This is a genomic window from Rhodococcus sp. NPDC057529, from assembly GCF_042802055.1.
Lineage (GTDB): Bacteria > Actinomycetota > Actinomycetes > Mycobacteriales > Mycobacteriaceae > Rhodococcus_F.
In genome coordinates this window covers 1-22,343 of record NZ_JBHVEY010000009.1, presented here as the reverse complement: position 1 = coordinate 22,343, position 22,343 = coordinate 1, and the positions used below count along the sequence as shown (strand labels likewise).

27 protein-coding genes, 1 tRNA gene, 1 other RNA gene and 1 pseudogene are annotated in these 22,343 nt (G+C 68.6%); 10 read left to right on the top strand and 20 right to left on the bottom strand.

Going from position 1 to position 22,343, the window contains the following annotated elements; translation table 11 throughout:
• Positions 1 to 3: 3 nt before the first annotated feature.
• Positions 4 to 567 (bottom strand): NAD(P)H-dependent oxidoreductase, encoded by a 564-nt coding sequence (locus ACFU5V_RS18845; protein ID WP_378430536.1) that lies wholly within the window; start codon positions 565 to 567, stop codon positions 4 to 6.
• A gap of 101 nt (positions 568 to 668) precedes the next feature.
• Between ACFU5V_RS18845 and ACFU5V_RS18840 the strand changes: the two genes are divergently transcribed.
• Both ACFU5V_RS18840 and ACFU5V_RS18835 read left to right on the top strand, forming a co-directional pair.
• Entirely contained in the window at positions 669 to 1,268 is a 600-nt protein-coding gene (locus ACFU5V_RS18840; protein WP_043826917.1) for a TetR/AcrR family transcriptional regulator, read from the top strand.
• Positions 1,269 to 1,302: 34 nt separating this feature from the next.
• Entirely contained in the window at positions 1,303 to 2,073 is a 771-nt protein-coding gene (locus ACFU5V_RS18835; RefSeq protein ID WP_378430537.1) for an META domain-containing protein, read from the top strand.
• Here ACFU5V_RS18835 and ACFU5V_RS18830 read toward each other — a convergent pair.
• On the bottom strand, positions 2,070 to 2,621 hold the full coding sequence (locus ACFU5V_RS18830; RefSeq protein ID WP_378430538.1) for a nucleosidase: 552 nt from the start codon (positions 2,619 to 2,621) through the stop codon (positions 2,070 to 2,072). The two genes, ACFU5V_RS18835 and ACFU5V_RS18830, sit on opposite strands and share 4 nt — an antisense overlap.
• Positions 2,622 to 2,671: 50 nt before the next feature.
• Here ACFU5V_RS18830 and nadE point away from each other — a divergent pair, with 50 nt between their 5' ends.
• Together nadE and ACFU5V_RS18820 are read left to right on the top strand one after the other, a co-directional pair.
• Positions 2,672 to 3,511 carry an ammonia-dependent NAD(+) synthetase gene (nadE, locus tag ACFU5V_RS18825; RefSeq protein WP_378701172.1) on the top strand — a complete coding sequence of 280 codons (840 nt, stop codon included), beginning with the start codon at positions 2,672 to 2,674 and terminating at the stop codon, positions 3,509 to 3,511.
• Between the two features lie 4 nt (positions 3,512 to 3,515).
• Positions 3,516 to 4,289, top strand: coding sequence for an SDR family oxidoreductase (locus tag ACFU5V_RS18820; protein ID WP_378701170.1), 774 nt, complete (start codon positions 3,516 to 3,518; stop codon positions 4,287 to 4,289).
• A gap of 20 nt (positions 4,290 to 4,309) precedes the next feature.
• Here ACFU5V_RS18820 and ACFU5V_RS18815 read toward each other — a convergent pair whose 3' ends face one another.
• Together ACFU5V_RS18815 and moaA are read right to left on the bottom strand one after the other, a co-directional pair.
• Complete coding sequence (locus ACFU5V_RS18815) at positions 4,310 to 4,567, bottom strand: MoaD/ThiS family protein (protein ID WP_015890181.1); 258 nt, start codon at positions 4,565 to 4,567, stop codon at positions 4,310 to 4,312.
• On the bottom strand, positions 4,560 to 5,615 hold the full coding sequence (gene moaA, locus ACFU5V_RS18810; RefSeq protein ID WP_378701168.1) for a GTP 3',8-cyclase MoaA: 1,056 nt from the start codon (positions 5,613 to 5,615) through the stop codon (positions 4,560 to 4,562). The genes ACFU5V_RS18815 and moaA overlap by 8 nt, the downstream gene beginning before the upstream one ends.
• A gap of 119 nt (positions 5,616 to 5,734) precedes the next feature.
• Between moaA and glp the strand changes: the two genes are divergently transcribed.
• The 4 genes from glp to ACFU5V_RS18790 all read left to right on the top strand — a co-directional run bounded on the left by glp (position 5,735) and on the right by ACFU5V_RS18790 (position 9,979).
• On the top strand, positions 5,735 to 6,919 hold the full coding sequence (glp, locus tag ACFU5V_RS18805) for a gephyrin-like molybdotransferase Glp (protein ID WP_378430542.1): 1,185 nt from the start codon (positions 5,735 to 5,737) through the stop codon (positions 6,917 to 6,919).
• Entirely contained in the window at positions 6,916 to 7,890 is a 975-nt protein-coding gene (gene moaCB / locus ACFU5V_RS18800) for a bifunctional molybdenum cofactor biosynthesis protein MoaC/MoaB (RefSeq protein WP_378701166.1), read from the top strand. Before glp ends, moaCB begins: the two co-directional genes overlap by 4 nt.
• Entirely contained in the window at positions 7,883 to 8,296 is a 414-nt protein-coding gene (locus tag ACFU5V_RS18795) for a molybdenum cofactor biosynthesis protein MoaE (protein WP_378701164.1), read from the top strand. Before moaCB ends, ACFU5V_RS18795 begins: the two co-directional genes overlap by 8 nt.
• 252 nt (positions 8,297 to 8,548) lie before the next feature.
• Positions 8,549 to 9,979 carry a DEAD/DEAH box helicase gene (locus ACFU5V_RS18790; protein ID WP_378701162.1) on the top strand — a complete coding sequence of 477 codons (1,431 nt, stop codon included), beginning with the start codon at positions 8,549 to 8,551 and terminating at the stop codon, positions 9,977 to 9,979.
• Here ACFU5V_RS18790 and bluB read toward each other — a convergent pair.
• Genes bluB through ACFU5V_RS18775 form a run of 3 tightly spaced genes read right to left on the bottom strand, consistent with a single transcriptional unit; the run spans position 9,976 to position 12,200 of the window.
• Positions 9,976 to 10,635, bottom strand: a complete 660-nt coding sequence (gene bluB, locus ACFU5V_RS18785; RefSeq protein ID WP_072937701.1) for a 5,6-dimethylbenzimidazole synthase — start codon at positions 10,633 to 10,635, stop codon at positions 9,976 to 9,978. The two genes, ACFU5V_RS18790 and bluB, sit on opposite strands and share 4 nt — an antisense overlap.
• The gene (locus ACFU5V_RS18780) at positions 10,632 to 11,669 is read right to left on the bottom strand and encodes a CobW family GTP-binding protein (protein ID WP_378701160.1); all 1,038 of its coding nucleotides are present in this window, start codon (positions 11,667 to 11,669) and stop codon (positions 10,632 to 10,634) included. Before ACFU5V_RS18780 ends, bluB begins: the two co-directional genes overlap by 4 nt.
• Before the next feature lie 45 nt (positions 11,670 to 11,714).
• Positions 11,715 to 12,200 carry an acyltransferase gene (locus ACFU5V_RS18775; RefSeq protein ID WP_378430547.1) on the bottom strand — a complete coding sequence of 162 codons (486 nt, stop codon included), beginning with the start codon at positions 12,198 to 12,200 and terminating at the stop codon, positions 11,715 to 11,717.
• A 163-nt stretch (positions 12,201 to 12,363) separates the two neighbouring features.
• Between ACFU5V_RS18775 and ACFU5V_RS18770 the strand changes: the two are divergent.
• A pseudogene (locus tag ACFU5V_RS18770) lies at positions 12,364 to 12,728 on the top strand (PAS domain S-box protein).
• 264 nt (positions 12,729 to 12,992) lie between these two features.
• On the opposite strand, the gene ACFU5V_RS18765 reads toward ACFU5V_RS18770, so the two are convergent.
• From ACFU5V_RS18765 to ftsE, 13 genes are all read right to left on the bottom strand, one after another.
• Positions 12,993 to 13,202, bottom strand: coding sequence for a hypothetical protein (locus ACFU5V_RS18765; RefSeq protein ID WP_011598322.1), 210 nt, complete (start codon positions 13,200 to 13,202; stop codon positions 12,993 to 12,995).
• A gap of 87 nt (positions 13,203 to 13,289) precedes the next feature.
• Positions 13,290 to 13,362, bottom strand: a tRNA-Ala gene (locus tag ACFU5V_RS18760).
• A gap of 162 nt (positions 13,363 to 13,524) precedes the next feature.
• A complete protein-coding gene (locus ACFU5V_RS18755) occupies positions 13,525 to 14,256 on the bottom strand; it encodes a DsbA family protein (protein ID WP_378701158.1) in 732 nt (243 codons plus the stop codon).
• A 41-nt stretch (positions 14,257 to 14,297) separates the two neighbouring features.
• Positions 14,298 to 14,786 (bottom strand): MauE/DoxX family redox-associated membrane protein, encoded by a 489-nt coding sequence (locus ACFU5V_RS18750; protein ID WP_378430550.1) that lies wholly within the window; start codon positions 14,784 to 14,786, stop codon positions 14,298 to 14,300.
• 26 nt (positions 14,787 to 14,812) lie between these two features.
• Complete coding sequence (locus ACFU5V_RS18745) at positions 14,813 to 16,039, bottom strand: MFS transporter (RefSeq protein ID WP_378701156.1); 1,227 nt, start codon at positions 16,037 to 16,039, stop codon at positions 14,813 to 14,815.
• 58 nt (positions 16,040 to 16,097) lie between these two features.
• Positions 16,098 to 17,729: a phosphoglucomutase (alpha-D-glucose-1,6-bisphosphate-dependent) gene (gene pgm, locus ACFU5V_RS18740; RefSeq protein ID WP_378701154.1), complete on the bottom strand. Its 1,632-nt coding sequence runs from the start codon at positions 17,727 to 17,729 to the stop codon at positions 16,098 to 16,100.
• Positions 17,730 to 17,802: 73 nt separating this feature from the next.
• Positions 17,803 to 18,147, bottom strand: coding sequence for a fluoride efflux transporter CrcB (crcB, locus tag ACFU5V_RS18735; protein WP_378430553.1), 345 nt, complete (start codon positions 18,145 to 18,147; stop codon positions 17,803 to 17,805).
• Positions 18,144 to 18,518, bottom strand: a complete 375-nt coding sequence (locus ACFU5V_RS18730) for a fluoride efflux transporter FluC (protein ID WP_378430554.1) — start codon at positions 18,516 to 18,518, stop codon at positions 18,144 to 18,146. Before ACFU5V_RS18730 ends, crcB begins: the two co-directional genes overlap by 4 nt.
• Positions 18,519 to 18,609: 91 nt before the next feature.
• Positions 18,610 to 18,981, bottom strand: a transfer-messenger RNA (tmRNA) gene (gene ssrA / locus ACFU5V_RS18725).
• A 95-nt stretch (positions 18,982 to 19,076) separates the two neighbouring features.
• A complete protein-coding gene (locus ACFU5V_RS18720) occupies positions 19,077 to 19,931 on the bottom strand; it encodes an EamA family transporter (protein WP_378430567.1) in 855 nt (284 codons plus the stop codon).
• 8 nt (positions 19,932 to 19,939) lie between these two features.
• Complete coding sequence (smpB, locus tag ACFU5V_RS18715; protein WP_015890164.1) at positions 19,940 to 20,413, bottom strand: SsrA-binding protein SmpB; 474 nt, start codon at positions 20,411 to 20,413, stop codon at positions 19,940 to 19,942.
• A 75-nt stretch (positions 20,414 to 20,488) separates the two neighbouring features.
• Positions 20,489 to 21,394 carry a permease-like cell division protein FtsX gene (gene ftsX / locus ACFU5V_RS18710; protein WP_072937689.1) on the bottom strand — a complete coding sequence of 302 codons (906 nt, stop codon included), beginning with the start codon at positions 21,392 to 21,394 and terminating at the stop codon, positions 20,489 to 20,491.
• A gap of 67 nt (positions 21,395 to 21,461) precedes the next feature.
• Positions 21,462 to 22,151 carry a cell division ATP-binding protein FtsE gene (gene ftsE, locus ACFU5V_RS18705; RefSeq protein ID WP_005240222.1) on the bottom strand — a complete coding sequence of 230 codons (690 nt, stop codon included), beginning with the start codon at positions 22,149 to 22,151 and terminating at the stop codon, positions 21,462 to 21,464.
• Between the two features lie 36 nt (positions 22,152 to 22,187).
• On the opposite strand from ftsE, the gene ACFU5V_RS18700 reads away from it, so the two are divergent.
• Entirely contained in the window at positions 22,188 to 22,331 is a 144-nt protein-coding gene (locus ACFU5V_RS18700) for a hypothetical protein (RefSeq protein WP_378701151.1), read from the top strand.
• Positions 22,332 to 22,343 lie beyond the last annotated feature (12 nt).

The window sequence follows — 22,343 nt, the reverse complement described above, 5'->3', positions numbered from 1 at the left end:
CGATCAGGCGTCGACGAGTTCCTTCGTGGCGTCGACCAGGCTGGCGACGACGCCGGCGACCTGCTGCGCGACCTCGGCGTTCTCGCGCGGGTGCCGGTCACCGAACTTGTCGATGGTGCCGCCGATGGCGAGTGTGACATCCTCCAGGACCTTGCCGCCGGCGATGCGGACGGCCTTGCGTGTGTCCTCGTGCGCCCACTGCGCGCCGTTGCCGCTGGGCGAGGCGCTGATGACGGCGACGGGCTTGTCCTTGACGGCGCCGGTGCCGTACGGCCGGGAGATCCAGTCGATGGCGTTCTTGAGGACGGCGGGAATGGTGCCGTTGTACTCGGGCGTGAGCAGCAGGAGCGCGTCGGCGCGGCCTGCGGCGTCACGCAGCGCCTCGACGGCGGGAATGGAACCGGCGACGTCGATGTCTTCGTTGTAGAAGGGAACCTCACCGAGTCCGTCGAACACGGTCACCTCGGCACCCTCGGGTGCCACGGCGATCGCGGTCTCGGCGAGCTGACGGTTGACGGAGGCGGCGCGGAGGCTGCCGACGAGAACGAGAACGTTGGTCTGTGACATGTCGATAATCCTTCGATGGTGCGTAGGGCGGCTCGTGAACATGTATAGCAACTAAACGGACCGCGGTCCACTTATGTTCCCGCCGCGGTAGGATGCGGAGTGTGACCAGCCCCCTCCTGCCCCAGATCGGGGTCGACCCCCCGGAACGCGGAGACGCCGCACGTAACCGGCGTCTTCTGCTCGATGCGGCCGCGCTGCTGGTGGCCGAACGCGGTGTCGACGCCGTCACGATGGACGCCGTCGCCTGCAGGGCCGGTGTGGGCAAGGGCACAGTGTTCCGCCGGTTCGGCAGCCGGTCGGGACTCATGCACGCACTCCTCGACCACACCGAACGAGAACTTCAGCAGTCCTTCATGTTCGGCCCGCCGCCCCTCGGGCCGGGCGCCGACCCGATCGACCGGCTGATCGCCTTCGGGCACGCACGCATCGCGATCGTCGAGGTGCAGGGCGAGGTCCAGCGCGCGGCCGAGAACTCTCTCGAGTTCCGTTTCGCCGCCCCCGCACGGGCGGTGTCGGTGCGCCACGTCGTCTCCCTTCTCCGCGCGGCCGGCGTGCAGGGCGATCACGAACTGCTCGCCTGCTCGCTGCTCGCCCCCCTCGAGGCCACACTCGTACTGCACGAACTGCGCGACCTCGGGATGTCCGTCGAACGGCTCGGGGATGCCTGGGAGGACCTGATCCGGCGCGTCACCCGATGTTGATCCCGGATCCGGACATTTTGTCTAGCCTCGGGGAATGCGCACCACCACCGCCGTTCTCGGCCTTCTGACGTTCGCCTCGCTCACCGCCTGCGGCGGGGACGCGCAGCCCGAGCCCCAGGACCCGACCGGCCGCACGTTCGTCTCCACCTCCGTCGAGGGCGACCCCATTCCCGGCGGTGGGCCGCTCGTGCTCGGGTTCACCGACCCCGGCCGACTGTCCGTCGACGCCGGATGCAATCAGGGCAGCGCCGACGTCGACCTGTCCGACGGGAAGATCGTGACGGGACCGCTCGCCATGACGCTGATGGCGTGCCCCGGCGAGGCGGCAGGCGCCGACACCTGGGTGGCGGCTCTGCTGGACGCGCAACCGAACTGGACCCTCGGTGGCGACACGCTCACCCTCACCACACCCACCGCTTCGGTGACGCTCACGGACGAGAAGGTCGCCCGGCCGGACCGGCCCGTCGTCGGGACCACCTGGACGGTGACCGCGCTGATCAGCCCGGACGCGGTCACCACGACAGCGGCGCTGGAGCGGACCGCGCCGCAGTTGCTGATCGCAGCCGACGGTTCGGCGTCCGGTTTCACCGGCTGCAACCGGATGACCGGGACCGCGGACGTGCAGCAGAGTTCGATCACGTTCGGGTCCTGGGCCACCACCCGGATGGCGTGTCCGCCGGACGTGTCGGAGGTGGAGCGCGCGGTGCTCGCGGCGTTGACCGGGGAGACGGGCTACAGCGTCCGTTCGGATGCGATGCGCATGGTCAACGCGGACGGCACCGGGCTGGAACTCCGGGCGAGCTAGAGAGCGGCCAGCCAGCGCCCGAGCTCGCGAGCGCTCGCGTCGATCCGGGCGGGCCAGTCCAGTGCCGAGTCGTCCGCCGTGTCGGAGACGTGCTTGACCAGCCGGCACCGGGCACCGGCGCGGGCGCTGGCATAGGCGACGGCGAAACCCTCCATGTCGACGAGGTCGGCTCTGCGGGCGAGTTCGTCACGCACGCCGGCGTCGGACACGAACAGATCCCCGGTCGCGAGCACGGAACCGTCGCCGTCGGGCAGGGCCAGAAGATCGGCCACGTCGTGCCCGAGCGCCCGGATGGCGTCGCCGCTGATGTCGTGGTTCAGCACGGTCGACGGCGTGAACAGCCCGCTGTGATGCTCGTGCAGCGCGCCCGCGGTGCCGATGTTGACGACGAGCGGCCGGTCGGTTCGCGGATAGTCGGCGAGCGCGGACGCCACGGCCACGGCGGCGCTCACCTTGCCGATCCCGGTGATCAGGACCTCGAACTCGGACGGGACGTGCACCGCCTCCGCCTTGGTCGCGCTGACCACCAGAACGTCCGATCTACTCATGCGCGGAACCGTACCCTGCGCCCGTCAGGGGCACTCGCTAGAGTTCTGGCATGGCGAATCTACGTGCGCAGATCCTCGAGGAACTCGGTGCCCGGCCCACCATCGACGCGGCCGGCGAGATCCGCAAACGTGTTCAGTTCCTGAAGGACTACCTGCTGTCGACCCCGGCCAAGGGTTTCGTCCTGGGTATCAGCGGCGGTCAGGACAGCACCCTCACCGGACGCCTCGCCCAGCTCGCGGCGAGCGAGTTGCGCGAGGAGGGCCACGACGCCGAGTTCGTGGCCGTGCGGCTGCCCTACGGCACCCAGGCCGACGAGTCCGACGCGCAGATCTCCCTCGACTTCATCAAGCCCGACCGGTCGGTGGTCGTCAACGTGAAGCCCGGCGCGGACGCGACCGCGAAGGAGTCGTCCGAGGCGCTGCGCGACATCATCGGCGACGGCGGCGAACTCCGCGACTTCGTCCGCGGCAACATCAAGGCCCGCGAGCGCATGGTGATCCAGTACTCGATCGCCGGTCAGCTCGGCTTTCTGGTCGTCGGCACCGACCATGCCGCCGAGGCGATCACCGGTTTCTTCACCAAGTTCGGCGACGGCGGCGTGGACGTCACTCCCCTGACCGGGCTGTCCAAGCGTCAGGGCGCCGCGCTGCTCCGCGAACTCGGCGCGCCCGAGAGCACGTGGAGGAAGGTTCCCACCGCCGACCTCGAGGACGACCGTCCCGCGCTTCCCGACGAGGAGGCGCTGGGCCTGACGTACGCGCAGATCGACGACTACCTCGAGGGCAAGGACGTCCCGGACGCCGTGGCCGAGAAGCTCGAGGCGATGTTCCTGAATACCCGTCACAAGCGCACGGTCCCGGTGACCCCGCTCGACACGTGGTGGCGGTGACCCGGTGGTCCAGGCGCTGGTCGCGGGCGGTACCGGCACTGCAGGCCGGCAGGTGGTCAAGGAGTTCCTCGCCCGCGGTCACTCCGTCCGGGTCCTGACCCGGCACGGCGGGGCGCCGGGTACCGAGATCGCGCATTTCCACGGTGATCTCGTCACCGGCGACGGCCTCGCCGAGGCGCTCGACGGTGTCGACGTCGTGGTCGACACCACCGACGGCAAGACCAAGGGCACCCGGGCGGTGCTGGAGAAGGGCTCCGAGAACCTGCTCGCCACCGCGGACGGCGCGGGAGTCCGACGCGCCGTCCTCCTCTCCATCGTCAACGTGGATCTGGCCGAATTCGCCTATTACCAGTCGAAGCGCACCCAGGAGCGGGTCTACGAGAGTGCCGCGATGGCGACGACGATCGTGCGTGCGACCCAGTTCCACGACTTCATCCCCATGATCGCGAAACCGGCGAGCCGGGCGGGGCTGATCCCGGCGTTCTCGAAGACGAGCTTTCAGACCATCGACACGAGGGACGTGGCGACCGCCCTCGTCGACGCCGCCCTCGCCACCGACGCGCCGGAGGGGACGATCACCATCGGTGGCCCGGAGGTGCGCACCGCCCGCGATCTGACGACGGCGTGGAAGAAGGCCACCGGGACGCACGGGTTCGTCGTGAACGTGCCGCTTCCCGGCGCGCTGGGGCAGTTCCTGCGGAGCGGATCGAACCTGGTGCCCGACAACCGGTTCGGAACGATCACCTTCGACCGGTGGCTGGCCGAGTCCATCCACTGAGCGGCCCGGCGGACAGTGGGTCAGCCGCCGGCGAAGGGCGGCAGCACGTCCACCTGGGCGCCGGCGGTGCGCGTCAGATCGCGGGTCAACTCGGAGTCCACCAGGAAGGCGGAGACCGACAGCACCTGTTGCATGTCGGGACCGTACTTGGCGAGGAGAAGGTCCTTCACCTGACCGAGGTCCGCGGTGGCCGGGAGGTCGAGGGTCTCCTTCGTGCAGCCCGCCGCGTCGGCGGCGGCCGCGAAGTACCGAACCGAAATTCCTGTCACGTCAACCACCGATTGCTCCCATACTGCGTTGCGGCGGGGCGAAGCCGTCCGCGTTGATTCCGTGGCCTGCCCACTTGTTCCACATCGCGCCGCGCCACAACTGCGCCAGATCCTCGTCGCCCGCACCCGACCGCAGCGCCGACCGCAGGTCGACCTCCTGGTCGCTGAACAGGCACGACCGTACCGTTCCCTCGGCGGTGAGGCGGGTGCGGTCGCAGTCGGAGCAGAACGACCTGGTGACCGACGCGATGATTCCGACCGTGCCCGGTCCGCCGTCGACGAGCCACTCCTCGGCGGGCGCCGACGGGTCTTCCCTCCCGTGTTCGGTGAGCGTGAACCGCTCGCCGAGGACGGCCAGCAACCGGTCGGCGGTGACCATGTTGTCGCGTGCCCACTCGTGATCGGCGTCGAGCGGCATCTCCTCGATGAACCGCAGCGTGACGCCCTCGCTCAGGCACCATTCCAGGAGATCGGCCGCTCCGCTGAGCGTTTCGGGCATCAGCACCGCATTGATCTTCATCGGCGCCAGTCCGGCTCGGGCCGCGGCACGGATACCCGCCATCACCGACGGCAGACGGTCACGCCGGGTCAGTCTCGCGAAGTGCGCGCGGTCGACCGAATCGAGGGAAACGTTGACCCGTGTCAGCCCGGCGCGGGCGAGCCCGGCCGCGCGGTGCTCGAGACCGACCGCGTTGGTGGTCATCGCGAGCGGAATCCCCGGCACCCGCTCGGCGCATCCGGCGATCATCCGCTCGAGATCCACCCGCATCAGCGGTTCGCCCCCGGTGAACCGGACCTCGCGGACACCGAGCCGGTGAACGGCGATGTCGACGAGCCTGACGATCTCGTCCGCGGTGAGGAGATTCTGCGCCGGAATGGCGGGCAGGCCCTCCTCGGGCATGCAGTACGTGCAGCGCAGCGAACACTTCTCGGTGATCGACACCCGAAGATCCCGCGCGACGCGGCCGAACCGGTCGACCAGCTGATCGACGTCCGGTCTGCCGTCGAGCGAGACCGACGACCGGACGGTCGGGATCCCCATCTCCACCGTCGTCATCGAGTTGCCTTTCGCTGCATCTGTCCAGTATGCCGCGCGGGGGTGAGCGTTGTCCGATGCGGTGTGCGTCACTCGGCCGGGAGGTGCCTAGGATTGGTGACCATGGCCGGAGGAATATCGTGACCGCACGCTCCGTGGAGCAGCACGCCCAGCACGTCGCCGAACTCCTCGCGCCGCTGCACGGGCGCCCGGCCGAGGAGCTCCCGCTGGGCGAGGCACTCGGGCGCGCCCTCGCCGCCGACGTGCACTCCCCCGTCGACCTGCCGTTGTTCCGGAATTCGCAGATGGACGGATATGCGGTCGACGCCGCCTCCGTCGCGTCCATCCCGGCCGTGCTGCCGGTGCGGGGCGTGATCGCCGCGGGACCGGCAGGCACCACCGTCCACACTCCCGGAACCGCCTACCGGATCATGACCGGTGCGCCGATCCCCGAAGGCGCCGACGCGATCGTCCCGGTCGAGGACACCGAGGCCGCGGACGGACAGGTCCGCATCGAACGCTCGCGCACCGCCGGTGAGTTCGTGCGCGAGCGCGGCAGCGACGTCCGGGAGGGCATGCTCCTGCTGTCCGCGGGCAGTGTCCTCGCCGCCCGGCACATCGCCGTCCTCGCCGCCGTCGGCTTGCAGCGGGTCCCCGTGCGCCCGCGCCCGCGCATCGCCGTGATCACCACGGGCGCCGAACTGGTGGACGCCGGAACGACACTGCACCCCGGAGAGATCTACGACTCCAACGGAATCGCCCTCGCGTCGAGCGCCAGGGCCAACGGCGCCGAGGTCGTGTCGATCGCGCGCAGCGGCGACGACCCGGCCGAATTCCGGACCCTGCTCGCGGAGGCGACCACCACCGCCGACCTCGTCCTCACGTCCGGCGGGGTGTCGATGGGCGACTTCGAGGTGGTCAAGGAGACGCTCTCACCGCTCGGCGCGCACTTCGGGCACGTCGCGATGCAACCGGGCGGACCGCAGGGCACCGCCGTCGTCGACGGCACGCCCGTCCTCAACTTCCCGGGGAACCCGGTCAGCACCCTCGTCTCCTTCGAGGTGTTCGCACGTCCCGAGATCCGGCGCGCCGCCGGGCTCCCGCCGACGGAACCCGAGGAACTGCCACTCGCCGCGGCCGTCACCTCCATACCCGGCAAGCGGCAGTTCCTCCGGGCGCGCCGCACCGACGCCGGAGTCGAACTCGTGTCCGGCCCCGGCTCCCATCTCGTCGCCGCGATGGCGTGGGCGGACGTCCTCCTCGACGTTCCCGCCGACGTCACCGCGCTCGACGCCGGACAACTCGTGAAGGTGATCCCCCTATGAGCGACCTGACGCACCTCGACAGCGAGGGCCGCGCGCGCATGGTCGACGTGAGCGCGAAGGCAGACACGACCCGAACCGCGGTGGCCGCCGGGCAATTGGTCACCACCCCCGCGGTGATCGAACTGGTCCGGGCCGACGACCTGCCCAAGGCCGACGTTCTCGCGACGGCCCGGATCGCCGGGATCTCCGGGGCGAAGAAGACATCCGAGCTGATTCCGCTCTGCCATCAGCTCGCGCTGTCGTCGGTGAAGCTGGAGTTCGGGTTCACCGACACTGCGATCACGATCGAGGCCACCGCGAAGACGAAGGGCCCGACCGGCGTCGAGATGGAGGCCCTCACCGCCGTGGCAGTGGCCGGATTGACGTTGCACGACATGGTGAAGGCCGTCGACCCCGCCGCGACACTGGACGGTGTCCGGCTGCTCACCAAGGACGGCGGCAAACGCGGACACTGGACGCGCGAGCAGCAGAGCACCGGAACGCCCACGGTGACAGCACGATCCGCGGCCGTCCTGGTCGCCTCGACCGGCGGGGCCATGGGCACGCGGGAAGACACGACCGGCCCGGTGATCGCCGCGTGGCTCGAGGAACGTGGCTTCACCACCCGGGGCCCGCTCGTCTACCCGGACGCCGACATCGCGGCCGGACTCGCCGACGCCCTGTCCGGGAGCCCGGCACTGATCATCAGCACCGGCGGCACCGGGGTCTCCCCCACGGACGCGACCCCGGAGGCCACCCGCGCCGTGCTCGACCGCGAACTGCCCGGCGTGGCCGACGCCATCCGGAACCGCGGCACGGAGGTGACCCCGCACGCCTCGTTGAGCCGCGGACTCGCCGGTGTGGCGAACGGCACAGTCGTGGTGAATCTGCCCGGCTCGCCGGGCGGGGTCAGGGACGGATTGTCCGTCCTCGACCCGATCGTCGATCATCTTCTCGCTCAGGTCGCCGGTGGAGGTGCGCACGATGCCTGACATTCTCGCCCAGATCTCGGACCAGCCGCTCGATCCCGCCGTCGTCGACGCGGCAGTGGCCGGGCCCGAACACGGCGCCGTCGTCGTGTTCACCGGCGTCGTGCGCAATCACGATGGCGGACAATCCGTTTCGGCTCTCGAATACCAGTCGCACCCGGACGCCGAACGCTTTCTCCGCACCGTCTGCGAGGAGGTCGCGGCCTCGTCCGGACTCCCCGTCGCGGCCGTCCACCGGGTCGGATCCCTCACCGTCGGCGACCTCGCGGTGGTCGCCGCGGTCGCCGCTCCCCACCGCGCCGAGGCCTTCTCCGCGTGCGCGGAACTGGTGGAGCGCATCAAGCACGAGGTACCCATCTGGAAGCGGCAGAAATTCGCCGACGGGGCATCGGAATGGGTCGGTCTGTGACTCCTCGGTCGGACCGGTCCGCCGCCACCAGGTAGACTCGCCACCACTAGATGACCACGACGGTCATCCAGCGTCGTAGAACGCATTCAGTTCGGTCACCCGAATCCTGTTGGATGTGCACCACCGCATCCGCTCTTCTTACGGCGAAGAAGCTTGCCGACCGGCAACGCCGCCAACCTGTGCTCGAGCTCCGACGGAGACCTTCCGTATCGGCCCTCCGGGCACAACCCTGTGCTCGAAAGGCCTGACCACTTGTCTGACACGAATACCCCCGACACGACGTTCGCCGCGCTCGGTGTCCGCGAACCGCTGGTGAAAGCACTCGCCGACAAGGGGATCACCTCCCCGTTCCCCATCCAGGTCGACACCCTCCCCGACACGCTGTCGGGACGCGACGTGCTCGGCCGCGGCAAGACGGGCAGCGGCAAGACGCTCGCCTTCTCCATCCCCATGGTGTCTCGCCTCGCGGGTGAACTGTCCGGCGGAAAGCGCCGCCCGGGCCGCCCGGTGGGCCTGATCCTCGCCCCCACCCGCGAGCTCGCCACGCAGATCACCGCGACCCTGGAACCGCTCGCCGCCGCGTACGACCTGCGAGTCACCACGATCTTCGGTGGCGTCTCCCAGAACCGTCAGGTGAACGCCCTCAAGGCGGGCGTCGACATCGTCGTCGCGTGCCCCGGACGACTCGAAGACCTGATGAAGCAGAAGTTCGTGAGTCTCGACGCCGTCGAGATCACCGTGCTCGACGAGGCCGATCACATGGCCGACCTCGGCTTCCTGCCCGTCGTCACCCGCATCCTCACCGCGACCCCCCAGCAGGGGCAGCGGCTGCTGTTCTCCGCCACCCTGGACAACGGCGTCGACAAGCTCGTCAAGCGGTTCCTCAAGAACGAGGTGCTGCACTCGGTGGACGAGGCGAACTCGCCCGTCGCGGCCATGACGCACCACGTGTTCGACGTGGACGGCGTCGAGGCCAAGCGCAAGCTGGTCGAGCGGCTGGCATCGGGCACCGGACGCCGCATCCTGTTCATGCGCACCAAGCACCAGGCCCGCAAGCTGGCCCGTCAGCTCACCGAGGCCGGAATCCCCTCGGTCGACCTGCACGGCAACCTGTCGCAGGCGGCCCGCGACCGCAACCTCGCCTCGTTCTCGGCCGGTGAGGCCCGCGTGCTGGTGGCCACCGACGTCGCGGCCCGCGGCGTGCACGTCGACGACGTCGAGTTGGTCGTCCACGTCGATCCGCCCGCCGAGCACAAGGCCTACCTGCACCGTTCCGGCCGCACCGCACGCGCGGGCAGCGCAGGCGACGTCGTCACGGTCGTGCTGCCCGAGCAGCGCAAGGACCTGGCCGTCCTCATGCGCAAGGCCGCGATCAAGGTGACCCCGGTCCGCAGCACCGCGGACTCCGCACACGTGCTCGACCTGGTCGGCGACATCGCACCGCACGTCGCGCCGGCCCCGAAGGCGGCACCGGCGTCGAACGGCGGCGGACGCAATCAGCGGCCGGGCGGCGCCCAGGGCGGACGCGGCGGTCAGGGAGGCCAGGGCGGGCGCGCACAGGGTCAGGGCGGCGGCGCACGTCGCTCCCGCTCGGGTGGAGCCGGACGCCCCCGCGCAGCCTCGTCCGCCGGCGGCGGAACCCGCACGGCGTCCGCCGGCGGTTCACGCCGCCGTCAGGGCTAGAACTTCTCGAGGTGGACGGCGTCGGCCAACGGCCGGCGCCCCCGCCACCCGAAGCGCTCGAGGTCCGGCACCTGCTGGAACTCGGCGACCCTCCCCACGCACAGCCACGCGATGGGTCGCACCGGCTCGGGGATGCCCAGCAGTTCGGTGAGATAGGGCTCGTCGTAGAACGACACCCAGCCGACGCCCACATTCTCGGCGGCCGCGGCGAGCCACAGATTCTGGATCGCGAGCACCGCGGAGAACAGGCCCGTGTCGTCGACCGTGTGCCTGCCGAGGATGTGTTCGCCGCCGCGGCTCCGGTCGTACGTCACGACCACCCCCATGCCGCTCTCGCAGATCCCCTCGATCTTGATGGGGTCGAACGTCTTCTTCCGGTCTTCGGGCAGCGACTCCGCGAACCGCCTGCGGGCGCCGGCCACGTGGTCGGCGAACGTGGTCAGCGTGCCGGTGTCGCGTACGACGACGAAATCCCACGGCTGGGTGTTGCCCACGCTGGGCGCGCAGTGCGCGGCGCCCAGGATGCGGTCGAGAACCTCCTCCGCGATCGGCTCCCCGGTGAACTCGGCCCGCACGTCGCGGCGGCGGCGGATCGCGTCGTACACTGACAGCGCCGGCTCGGGATTCGTATCGGGACTACACGCAGACTCGGTCACGCGGTCACGGTATAGCGGTGCACACCCAGCATCGCGCCGGGGTCCGCATCTTCGCCCTCCGCCACGACGCAGCCCACGAGCCGGGTCCGCACGTGCTCGGATTCGATGTCGGCACCGATGAGCACCAGCTGGGTCGCCCGCTCCTCGCCGGGCTCCCACCGCGTCGACGTGAATCTGATGTGCGGACCGACGGTCTGCACCTCGAACTTCCGGGACTGCCCCGGCACCGCGAAATGCACGAACCCCTTGATCCGGTAGATCCCGACCGGTCGCGCCTCGAGGAACTCCACGAGCCGCCGCGGATCGATCGGCTCGCCCGAAGCGAAATCGACTGCCTCGTACGACGAATGCAGGTGGTCGTGGTCTTCGCAGTGGTCGTGCTGATCCAGCAGGAGCTGGTCGAGGGTGAGCTGCTCCCCCGGCGCCGGTTCACGCCCCGGTTCCCGGTCGAACAGCAGGGTGGGCTCGATCCGGCCGTGCGCGGTGGTGAGGACGGGCGCGCGGTCGTTGTAGCCGCGGATCATCGCCTGCACGGCGGCGCGCCGGTCGTCGTCGATGCGGTCCGTCTTGTTGAGGATCACGAGGTCGGCGAGCGTAACGTGCTTGCCGAGGTCCGGGTGCTGTTCGGACATGTCCTCGAACTGCTCGCCGTCGACCATCACGACGAGACCGCCGTACATCACGTGCGGGTTGGTGCTTCCGAGGACGAGACGAATCATGTTGCGCGGCTCGGCAAGCCCGCTCGCCTCGACGATGATCACATCGATCTGCGACGCGGGATGCGCAAGGCGGTCCAGCATCTCGTCCATGTCGCTGACGTCCACGGCGCAGCACATGCAGCCGTTGCTCAGCGACACCATCGAATCGACCTGACCGGCCACCATCATCGAATCGATGTTCACGGCGCCGAAGTCGTTGACGATGACGCCGACCCGGACGCCACGGTTGTTGCGCAGCACGTGGTTGAGCAGGGTGGTTTTTCCCGAACCGAGGAATCCGGCGACGATGACGACGGGAATCCGCTTCTTCGCCAACGCTGCGACCTCCGTGGGACCTCGACGAGCTACCGGGCGCCCATCCTAGCGGACAGACGGCTCGACCTCGAGGTCACGGACCCGGCGCGCGGGCGACCCCGCGTAGAGCCCGTTCGGCTCGCAGTCGCGGGTGACCACGGCGCCCGCCCCGACGACGCACCCCTCGCCCACCGTCACTCCCGGAAGGATGATCGCGCCCGCGCCGATCCAGCACCCGTCGCCGATCACGATCGGACGGTCGACCACACGCCCGCCCCGGCCCGAGCTCGGACCGATCTCGTGAGTGCTCGTGACGAACTGGACGCGGTGCCCGACGGCGACCTGCCTGCCGAGCGTGATGGTCGCGGTGCCGTCGAACAGGACGCCGCGGTTGACGAAGGTCCCCAGCCCCATCGTGACGTCCTTGCTGCCGAAATAGCAGCCCGAATAGATTCCGGCTCCCCACACTTTCGCTCCCGCGGCCATCAGCAGCAGAACCCGCAGCCACACGGGGACGAACGCGGAGGCCTGGACGATGGTGACGAACCGCATCTCGTCACCCTATCCTCGCGGAGCAAGTTCGCGACCCAGGTTTGCTATTCATTAACTGATTCACCGCACGAAACTGGACGGTGCGGCGTACCATGTGGGCGCCATCGAAGAAGCACGAGGGGGAACAGTGAGAAAACTGGATAGCGACGGATTCGCTGCGCTGATGGAGTCGATTCCCCACGCGATCAGCGTTCACGACCGCGAACGAAACGTCGTGTTCAGCAACCCCGCCTGCGCGACCCTGATCGGCTACGACGCCGACGAATTCGCGGACTCGATCACGAGCAACTGTTCCACCCCGACGACGCCGCATTGTGGGGCACCATGCTCGCCCGGGTACTGAGCCAGGAAAGCCCGAGCGCGACAGCACATCTGCGAATCCGGCACCGGGAGGGCCACTGGATCTGGGTGCTCGTCGCGGCGTCCACGTTCACCGCAGGCACTGAGCGGCTGGTCGCCCTCGTGCTCCAGGACGTGTCCGACACGATCTGGGGCAACCCCACGGCCGCGCGGCAGCCGATCCGATAACAGTCCGCTCACCGACCGTCGTCGGAAGCGCCGCTGCACGGCGGAGTCCGGACAGTGGCGCCGCATCGCCGGCAGAAATGGGTGCGGTGCCCGCCATTGTTGGACGTCGCACACCCGCACACCTCCCACCCCACCAGGCACGTATTGGCGGCCAGTGGGTGCCCGTTCGGGCAGCACCCCGGCGCGGTCTCGGTTCGGGCGGCCACACGTCGAATCTACCCGGCGATCGAACACATGTGCGAATCGAACCGACTGCCGGAACCGTCACATGTAGTTGCCGGGCGAACCGTCCTCCTGGCCGTCCTCCCGCTCCACCAGGAACCAGCTCCCGGGGGCGTAGATCAGCTCCCGCGCGGCGCGGACTATGACGAGCGCCCCGGACTCGTGGATGCTGTAGCTGTCGTCGTCGCCGAAGTCGGTGACGGCGAACTCCGCCAATTGGTCGAATGAGCGATGCGTCACAGTGAATGTCATGACGCCAGTGTCCCACCGGGACAAGAGGGATGAATGAGGAAAGCCTCCCACCCGCATCGTCTGCGGATGAGAGGCTTCTCTCGAAAGTGGAGCTAAGGGGACTCGAACCCCTGACCCCCACACTGCCAGTGTGGTGCGCTACCAGCTGCGCCATAGCCCCGTATTCGGTTGTTCTCCGCACTCGGAATGACTTCCTCCGTGCTCGAAGAAAGTTACACCATTGCCGACCGGGCCAACAAATCGCCTGGTCAGAGGCGCTTCGCGCCCGTGCGTGGTTAACGAGTCCAGACACTCGACAACCACGCACGGGCGGCGGAGCCGCCTACAGCTGCGACACCCAGTTCTCGTTGGACAGCGCGTCGATCACGGTGCCGTCCTTGACCACGGCGGGCGTGCCGGTCGCACCACTCGCGGCGAGGGCCTGACGGCCCGCCTCGGCGTGCGCACCCGCCTGCTCGACCTTCGCCCCGGTGGTGATGCACTCGGCGGCTGCGTCGGACGCTCCGGCGTCGCGGGCGATCTGCGCGAGTTCCTCGTTGGTGTGATCGGAGCTGCCGTTCTCCTTCGGCTGGTTCGCCGGCGAGAACAGCGCCGCATGGAACGCCGAATACGCCACGGCGTCACCGGTTTCGGCGACGCACTCGGACGCCGCGACGGCGCGGGTGGAATAGTCGCCGCTGGCCGAGAGCCGGTTGAGGAAGTTCAGGACGTGGTAGCGGACGGCCACCTTGCCGTCGTCGATGGCCTGCGCAAGTTCCTGACCGTTCTTGTTCTCGAGTTCGGCGCAGTACGGGCACATGGGATCTTCGAACAGGTCGACCGTGGCGGCGGCGTCCGGCCGGCCGAGGAGAACGACACCGTCATCCTGCAACGCCACCTGGACCTCGGAGTTCTGGACCCCGCCGTAACCGTCGTTGCGCGGCTTGCTGCGGTTGCTCTGCCAGATCACACCCCCGATGACGAGTACGGCGATGACCAGTACGGCGAGCCCACCGAGAATGTAGGTGGACCGGCTGGATTCCGGCTGCGGGTTGTACTTGTTCTTCGAGCTCACGTGGATGCAGTCCTTCGACGTCGGATCGATTTACCGAATGCTTACTCTGCCACCGTCTGCTGAGGGGTCACTGAGAAAGTGGTGCGGGAACGGAGCCCCAGCGCGAACGGGGAACGGGGAAACACGATCAGCCACACGGCCAGTGCGAGGAAGCCCACATCCCGGAGGATTTCCCGGGTGTAGTCCCAGCCGTTCACGTCGGCCGCACCTCCGCCGCCGAAGCATCCGCAGTCGATGGACAGCCCGCGGGCCCAGACCGAGACGATCACGCCGATCAGGATGAGCAGGAGCACCGCGGACACCGAGGCCGTGGCACGCACGGCGAGCCCGATCAGCAGGAGCAGACCGAGCGCGATCTCGAAGAACGGCAGCGTGTTGGCGACCGGCCGGACGAGGTCCTCGGGCAGTAGTTGGTATGCACGGACGGCGATGATCGTCTGGGCGGGGTCGGCGACCTTGAGTGCGCCGGAGACCAGCCAGACGCCGGCGAGTGACAGCCGGGCGAGCAATGAGACGACCTTGATCCACACCCGGACGAGCGTACCGAAGACGCCGGTCAGACCGCCTCGACCGACACCTTGGGCGCCGGCTTGTTCGGGACCAGCAGCCAGCCGACCGCGGCGAGGAGCATGACCCCTCCGGTGACCCCGAACGCGACCGCGTACGACAGGTGCTGGGCGAGCAGACCGGCGCCGACCGGGCCGAGAACCCCGCCCACGTCGGCGACCATCTGGAAGGCGGCCAGCACGGGGCCACCGCGGGATTTCGCGCCCACGACGTCGGCGACCGCGGCCTGCTGCGCGGGGCTCATCACTCCGGACCCGATGCCTGCGATGCCGGACAGCACGAGGAACACCAGCAGGTTCTCGCTGATGCCCATCCCGACGGTGCTGGCGCCGCACACCAGCAGTCCGAGGAGGACGAACAGCTTGCGTCCGTAGACGTCCGACAATCGCCCGGACACGATGAGGACGAGGGCATTGCCGACGGCGAACACGGTGAGGGCGATGCCGGCGAGGGCGGCGTCGCGGTGCAGCGCCTCGACGACGAACAGCGGCACCATCGCCACTCGCACCCCGAAGATCACCCCACCGAACGCGAAATTGGAGCCGAGCGCCGCCCGGTAGACGGGCTGCCCGAGCGCCTCCCGCAGGGTCATCGTGGCACCGGCGGCGGTGGCGTCCGGCGCCGTCAGATGCGAACCCCGCAGGCTCACGAACACGACGGCGGCCGCGACGACGAGGGCGATCGCGTAGATGACGAACGGAACCCGCAGCCCGAATCCGACGAGCAACCCGCCGACGAGGGGCCCGGAGATCGATCCCATCAGGAAGCTGGTCGCGTAGAGCCCGGACACGCGGCCGCGGCTGTCCACCGGTGCGATGCGGATCACCAGGCCCATCGCCGACACCGTGAACATCGTCGAGCCGATGCCCCCGAGTGCACGGAAGACGAGCAACTGCCAGTAGTCCCCCGCGACCGCGCAGGCCGCGGTGGAGGCCGCGACGATCAGGAGCCCGGTGATGTAGACGGGCCGCTCCCCCAGTTTCTGCACGAGCCGGCCGCTGACGGGGGCGAAGACCAGACGCATGAACGCGAACGACGAGATCACGACGGTGGCCGCCGTCACGCTCACGTCGAAGCTGCGGGCGAACTGTGGGAGAGCGGGTGCGACGATCCCGAATCCGAGTGCGATGACGAAGCTGGCCGAGACCAGTACCCAGATTTCCGAAGGGAGCCGCGGGCTGCGCCCGGCGGGCAGCCCGGCTGCGCGAGTGTTCATAGTTGAATCCGATGGTAGGTGCCCCCGCTTCCGCGGCGGCACCTACCCCGCCGAACACCTACTTCAGGACGTCGGCCACCAGTTCCTTGGCCGCCGCCTGCACCTGCGCGAGATGATCCGGGCCCTGGAACGATTCGGCGTAGATCTTGTAGACGTCCTCGGTGCCCGACGGCCGCGCCGCGAACCACGCGGATCCGGTGGTGACCTTCAGCCCGCCGAGGGCCGCCCCGTTGCCCGGGGCGCTCGTCAGCGTCGCGGTGATCGGCTCACCCGCCAGTTCGGTGGCCGACACCTGTTCGGGCGACAGTTTCGCCAGCACCGCCTTCTGCTCCCGCGTGGCGGGCGCGTCGATGCGGGCGTAGGCGGGACTGCCGAACCGCTCCGTCAGTTCCCGGTACCGGACCGACGGTGTCTTTCCCGTCACCGCCGTCATCTCCGAGGCCAGCAGGGCCAGGATGATCCCGTCCTTGTCCGTTGTCCACACTCCGCCGTCGTGGCGCAGGAACGACGCACCCGCGCTCTCCTCGCCGCCGAAACCGAGCGAGCCCTCGAGCAGCCCGGGGACGAACCACTTGAAACCCACCGGGACCTCGAGCAGTTCACGGCCGAGGCTTCCGACGACCCGGTCGATCATCGACGAACTGACCAGCGTCTTGCCCACCTTCACATCCGAGCCCCACCCTTGTCGGTGCGAGAACAGGTAGTCGATGGCGACCGCGAGGTAGTGGTTGGGATTCATCAGTCCCCCGTCGGGAGTGACGATTCCGTGCCGGTCCGCGTCGGCGTCGTTGCCGGTGGAGATGTCGAACCGGTCCCGGGCTCCGATCAGCGAGGCCATGGCGTTCGGCGACGAACAGTCCATGCGGATCTTGCCGTCGGTGTCGAGGGTCATGAACCGCCAGGTGGCGTCGACGAGCGGGTTGACGACCTCGAGGTCGAGACGGTGGATGTCGGCGATCGCACCCCAGTAGTCGACGCTCGCGCCGCCCAGCGGGTCGGCGCCGATCCGCACCCCGGCGCTGCGGATGGCGTCGAGGTCGAGAACGCTCGGCAGGTCGTCGATGTAGAAGCGGAGGAAGTCGTACCGCTCGGCCCGCGCGATCGCCCGGGCCGCCGGGATTCTCCGCACCCCCGAGAGGTCCCGCCGGAGTAGCTCGTTCGCCCGGTCGGCGATGATCGTCGTCGCCTCGGAGCCGGCGGGGCCACCGTGCGGCGGGTTGTACTTGAAGCCGCCGTCGCGGGGCGGGTTGTGCGACGGCGTCACGACGATGCCGTCGGCCTTCGACTCCGGGCCACTGCTGTTGTAGCGGAGAATCGCGTGACTGACCGCGGGGGTCGGCGTGTAGCGGTCCCGCGAATCGATCAGCACCGTCACGTCGTTCGCGGCCAGCACCTCGAGCGCCGACGTCCACGCCGGCTCGGACAGGGCGTGCGTGTCGCGCCCGAGAAACAGGGGTCCGTCGATGCCCTGGGAGGCCCGGTACTCGACGATGGCCTGGGTGGTGGCCAGGATGTGTGCCTCGTTGAACGCGGTGTCCAGGCTCGATCCCCGGTGCCCGGACGTCCCGAACAGCACCTGCTGCAACGGATTCTCGGGGTCGGGCACGCCGCTGTAGTACGCGGTCACCAGGTGCGCGATGTCTACGAGATCCTCCGGCAGTGCCACCTGACCCGCCCTGTCGTGCGCCACGAGACCTCCTGGAAACGTTTCGGGATCGAACTCGGCTCCAACCCATCCTGCACCCTCGCGCCGGAGTGTGCGCTCAAGACGTCAATCGGAATCCGAGCCAGGCCACGGCCAGACCGGCCGCCACACTCACGACCACGTAGACGAGGGACGTGAGCGCCAACCGGATCCGCAGCAGTCCCACCGATTCCACGGCGAACGTCGAGTAGGTGGTCAGTCCGCCGCAGAATCCGGTGCCCAGCAACGCGAACGTCTGCGCGGACATCGACGCCCCCGACAGCAGACCGAGGATCAGGCATCCTGCGACGTTCACGAGGAAGGTGGCCACCGGAAAACTGCGGTACGAGTCGACGTACCGGCCGGCGAGGTAGCGCGTCGTCGCACCGAGCGCGCCGCCGAACGCCACGAGCAGAACGGTCATGGAGCCGCCTTTCGGGCCAGGCGGTGCCGGTGACCGGCGAGCATCCCCAGCCGCGCCGCGAGCAGGGCAGGAATCAGGGTGGCCACCACGTAGAACGCCGCGGTGACGGCGTCCTCCCGTACGGCGTCGACGGCGAACGTCGAGAACGTGGTGAAACCGCCGAGGACGCCGACCCCCAGGAACAGTCGCCACAACCGGTCCGGTCCGACCGTCTCCGCGAGGTAGCCGAGCAACAGTGACCCGACGACGTTGATCAGGAGGACGGTCCAGATGCCCGGCCACGCCTCGGACAGCAGGAATCGCGCGGACGCACCGAGCGCACCGCCCAGCGCGACCACGGCCACCGGTTTCGTCAGGGACACGGCACACATCGTGTCACGGCGGCCGTGCGGGATTGTCGAACTCCGGTGCGGGCACAAAAAAATCCGGGCCGGATCACCTGGTGGTGTCCGGCCCGGACCTTGGTGGAGCTGCCGGGAATTGAACCCGGGTCCTCCGCAGCAAAGCTAGGGCTTCTCCGTGTGCAGTTTGCTATGTCTCTACTTGGATCTCCCGGTCTCGCAAACAAGCCAGGATGACGATCCCAGTCGCTGTTGGTTGTCCCGTTCGACTCCGCGACCGAGTCGAACGGTAAAGCCCTCTAGCTGATGCCAGTACCCGGACCGAGGGCGAACCCGGACTGACAGACACGCAGTCGCTACTTAGGCAGCGAGTGCGTAGTCGCGCTGATTGGAATCGGCGCTTATATGTTTGCAGCGACGCTTACGGTGGTCTCTTGCCTGCACCGACACGCTTCCCCTACCTCAACGTACGCAGTCGAAACCGTTCAGCCCCGTACGTGCCCCACGAGTCTCGCGGGGCCACCTAGTGTAACGCGAACCCCGCCCGGATTCATCCCGGTTTTCCCCGGGCGTGTCGACGGGCGTATTTCAGCTGGCCACGGCGATCATTCCGACGGCCGCGAGGGCGAGGAGCATCCCCGCCTGCTGCATCCTGCTCACCCGTTCACCGAGCATCACCATCGCCAGCAGCACGGTGGCCGCGGGATACAGCGACCCGATCACGCTGACGAGCGACAGCAGGCCACCCTGGAACGCGTACATCATCGCCGCGTTGGCCAGGACGTCCAGGAAACTCACGTAGACGGCGAGTCTGAGGGGTTCGCCGTGTGGTGGCACGAAGTGGCCTGCGGCCAGGGCGACGAGCCACACCACCGCGGTCGCCGCGGCGCGGGATACGGCGAGCGCCCACATGCCGCCCTCCTCGCCGATCTGGTGCAGCGAGACGAAGGACAGCGCAAACGCTATGCCGGATCCGACGGTGAGCAGCGCCACCGTGCGGGTGAACCGCAGCACCCTACCGCCTGCCACCTCGCCCGCGGTCTCGTCGGGCGATTCCCGGCTGACGAGGACGACGGCGACGAGGGCCACCACGATCCCGATGTACGCGACAGGCCCGGGCCGCTCGCCGAACGCGAGCCCGATCAACACCGGAATACCGGCGACCAGCACGGCCGTCAGCGGCGACACCACCGACATCGGTCCCGACGCCAACGCGAGGTAGAACCACCAGACCGCCACGCCGCCTGCCACTCCCGCCACCGCACCCCACACGAGGGAGGACGAGGTGAGGGTGCCTCCCGCGAACGGGGCGACCAGGAGCACGATCAGCAGGGACAGCGGATACGACACGATGACGACGCGCAGCGCCGCCACCCTGCGGGACGCGACGCCCCCGACGAAATCGCTCACGCCGTAACCGATCGCGGCCACGAGCGCGAGCAGGATAGAAGTCAGCGCATGCCCTTGACTCGGCGTCCGAGTTCGCGGGTCACCTCACGCTCGGCGGTCCGTCTGGCCAGGTCCTGGCGCTTGTCGTAGTCCTGCTTGCCCTTGGCGAGCGCGAGCTCCACCTTGACCTTGCCGTCGGAGAAGTACATCGACAGGGGAACCAGCGTCTGGTTGCCCTCGCGGGTCTTGCCGACGAGGTGCTCGATCTCCCGCTTGTGCAGCAGCAACTTCCGGGTGCGCCGCGGGGAGTGGTTGGTCCACGTGCCCTGCGTGTACTCGGGGATGTGCAGGGAGCGCAGCCACACCTCCCCGTCGTCGACGGTGGCGAACGCGTCGACGAGCGACGCCTTGCCCTCGCGCAGACTCTTCACCTCGGTACCGACGAGGGCGATCCCCGCCTCGTAGACGTCGAGAATGGTGTAGTTGTGACGCGCCTTGCGGTTGGTCGCAATGACCTTGCGGCCCTTTTCCTTCACGTTCCGGGCCTTTCAGTCCGCGATGTCCGAGGTGAACAGTTCGTGCCCTCCAGCATAGGAGAAGGGGCAAACCGATTATTCGCGGACGTACAAGCGCAGGGTCACGTATGCGGTGACCGCCGCCATTCCGACGCCCACCAGCACCAGCACCGGCGACACGAACAGCACGTCGCTGTTGGAGATCCGGGCCACGATGTTGGCCTCGTACACGTCCGCGAGCACGTCGTCGATGAACATGTTCTTCGCGGTGAACAGGCCGACGATGGCCAGGACGGCGCCGACCAGCGCGGCGACCACCGCCTCGAGCAGGAACGGCAACTGTGTGTACCAGCGGGTGGCACCGACCAACCGCATGATGCCGACCTCGGTGCGACGGGTGAAGGCCGCGATCTGAACCATGTTCGCGATCAGGAGAATTGCCGCCACGGCCTGCACGATCGCGATCGCGAACGCCGCGTTGCGCACCCCGTTGAGGACGCTGAAGAGCCGCTCGACCAGTTCGCGCTGGTTGAGGACGCTCTCGACGCCGGGGCGGGTGCCGAAGTTCTCGTTGATCACACCGAACCGCTCGGGGTCGCTGAGTTTGACCTTGAACGAGGCGGGGAAGCTGTCGGGGCTGACGAGCGCGGCGAGTTCGGGCTGGTCCTTGAACACCCGCTCCGTCGCGTCCTTCACCGCGTCGTCCCGGTTGAGGTACTCCACCGACACCACCGACGGCGTGTCCTCCAGTTCCGTGCGCAGCGACTTGCAGATCTCCCCCTCACAGCCCGGGTCCGAGGTGGAGATGTCGTCGGTGAGGAAGATCTGCACCTCGACGCGGTCCAGGAAGATCTGCTGGGTCTTGCCGGCCATCTGCACCACCAGCAACCCGCTGCCGAACAGGCCGAGGGAGATCGCGGTGGTGAGGATCATCGCGATGGTCATGGTGACGTTGCGACGGAGTCCGGTCAGGACCTCACTGAAAATGAAACTGGCACGCATCGGGGAATCAGAGTCCTTCGTAGGAGACTTGGGGACAGTACGGAAGCGCGGAGTGCAGGGAGGGCGGCTAACGCCCCACGCCGTACACACCCCGAGCCTCGTCGCGCACCACTCTGCCGAGGTCCAGTTCCACCACGCGTCGGCGCATCGAGTCGACGATGTGGTGGTCGTGGGTCGCCATCACCACCGTCGTCCCGGTGCGGTTGATCCGTTCGAGCAGCAGCATGATGTCCTGGCTGGTCTCCGGGTCGAGGTTGCCGGTGGGCTCGTCGCACAGCAGCACCAGCGGCCGGTTCACGAACGCCCGCGCGATCGCGACGCGCTGCTGCTCACCACCGGACAGTTCGGTGGGGAGCCGGTCGGCCTTCCCCGACAGCCCGACCATCTCGAGCACCTCGGGGACGGTCCGGGAGATCATCGCCCGCGGCTTCCCGATCACCTCGAGCGCGAACGCGACGTTCTCGGACACGGTCTTCTTCTGCAGGAGCCGGAAGTCCTGGAAGACGACGCCCATACTCTGCCGCAGCTTCGGCACACGCCGGGCGGACAGCTTGTTGACGTGGAAATCCGCGATGTGGATGTCGCCCGACGTCGGTGACTCCTCCTTGAGGAGCAGGCGCATGAACGTCGACTTTCCCGAGCCCGACGGGCCGATCAGGAAGACGAACTCGCCCTTGTCCACCTCGACGCTCACCTTGTCCAGGGCGGGCCTCGTGGAGGTCTTGTACGACTTCGACACATTCTCGACGCTGATCACGAGGAGCCAGTCTAGACGTTATCGAACAGTGACCAAATGGAGCGACGCGCGCGTCATCGCCCCGTCTGCGGTGTCGCCGACGTCGTCGGGACGGAAGACGTGGTCGGCGGCGTCGTCGTCGGCGGTGGCGGGAACGGATTGGGAATCCCGAACGGCAGCGTCGGCGTCGACGTCACCTGACTGGTCCCGGTG

Excerpts from the sequence above, each read along its gene's own strand:
- moaA (WP_378701168.1), bottom strand. The coding sequence starts at position 5,615 with ATGACGACGGTGGAGATGGGGATCCCGACCGTCCGGTCGTCGGTCTCG.
- crcB (WP_378430553.1), bottom strand. The coding sequence starts at position 18,147 with ATGACCGTTCTGCTCGTGGCGTTCGGCGGCGCGCTCGGTGCGACGACG.
- ACFU5V_RS18730 (WP_378430554.1), bottom strand. The coding sequence starts at position 18,518 with ATGTGTGCCGTGTCCCTGACGAAACCGGTGGCCGTGGTCGCGCTGGGC.
- ACFU5V_RS18775 (WP_378430547.1), bottom strand. The coding sequence starts at position 12,200 with ATGCGGTTCGTCACCATCGTCCAGGCCTCCGCGTTCGTCCCCGTGTGG.
- ftsX (WP_072937689.1), bottom strand. The coding sequence starts at position 21,394 with ATGCGTGCCAGTTTCATTTTCAGTGAGGTCCTGACCGGACTCCGTCGC.
- ACFU5V_RS18700 (WP_378701151.1), top strand. The coding sequence starts at position 22,188 with ATGGAGCGACGCGCGCGTCATCGCCCCGTCTGCGGTGTCGCCGACGTC.
- ACFU5V_RS18745 (WP_378701156.1), bottom strand. The coding sequence starts at position 16,039 with ATGAACACTCGCGCAGCCGGGCTGCCCGCCGGGCGCAGCCCGCGGCTC.
- nadE (WP_378701172.1), top strand. The coding sequence starts at position 2,672 with ATGGCGAATCTACGTGCGCAGATCCTCGAGGAACTCGGTGCCCGGCCC.
- ACFU5V_RS18835 (WP_378430537.1), top strand. The coding sequence starts at position 1,303 with ATGCGCACCACCACCGCCGTTCTCGGCCTTCTGACGTTCGCCTCGCTC.
- ACFU5V_RS18795 (WP_378701164.1), top strand. The coding sequence starts at position 7,883 with ATGCCTGACATTCTCGCCCAGATCTCGGACCAGCCGCTCGATCCCGCC.
- moaCB (WP_378701166.1), top strand. The coding sequence starts at position 6,916 with ATGAGCGACCTGACGCACCTCGACAGCGAGGGCCGCGCGCGCATGGTC.
- ACFU5V_RS18830 (WP_378430538.1), bottom strand. The coding sequence starts at position 2,621 with ATGAGTAGATCGGACGTTCTGGTGGTCAGCGCGACCAAGGCGGAGGCG.
- ACFU5V_RS18765 (WP_011598322.1), bottom strand. The coding sequence starts at position 13,202 with ATGACATTCACTGTGACGCATCGCTCATTCGACCAATTGGCGGAGTTC.
- ACFU5V_RS18845 (WP_378430536.1), bottom strand. The coding sequence starts at position 567 with ATGTCACAGACCAACGTTCTCGTTCTCGTCGGCAGCCTCCGCGCCGCC.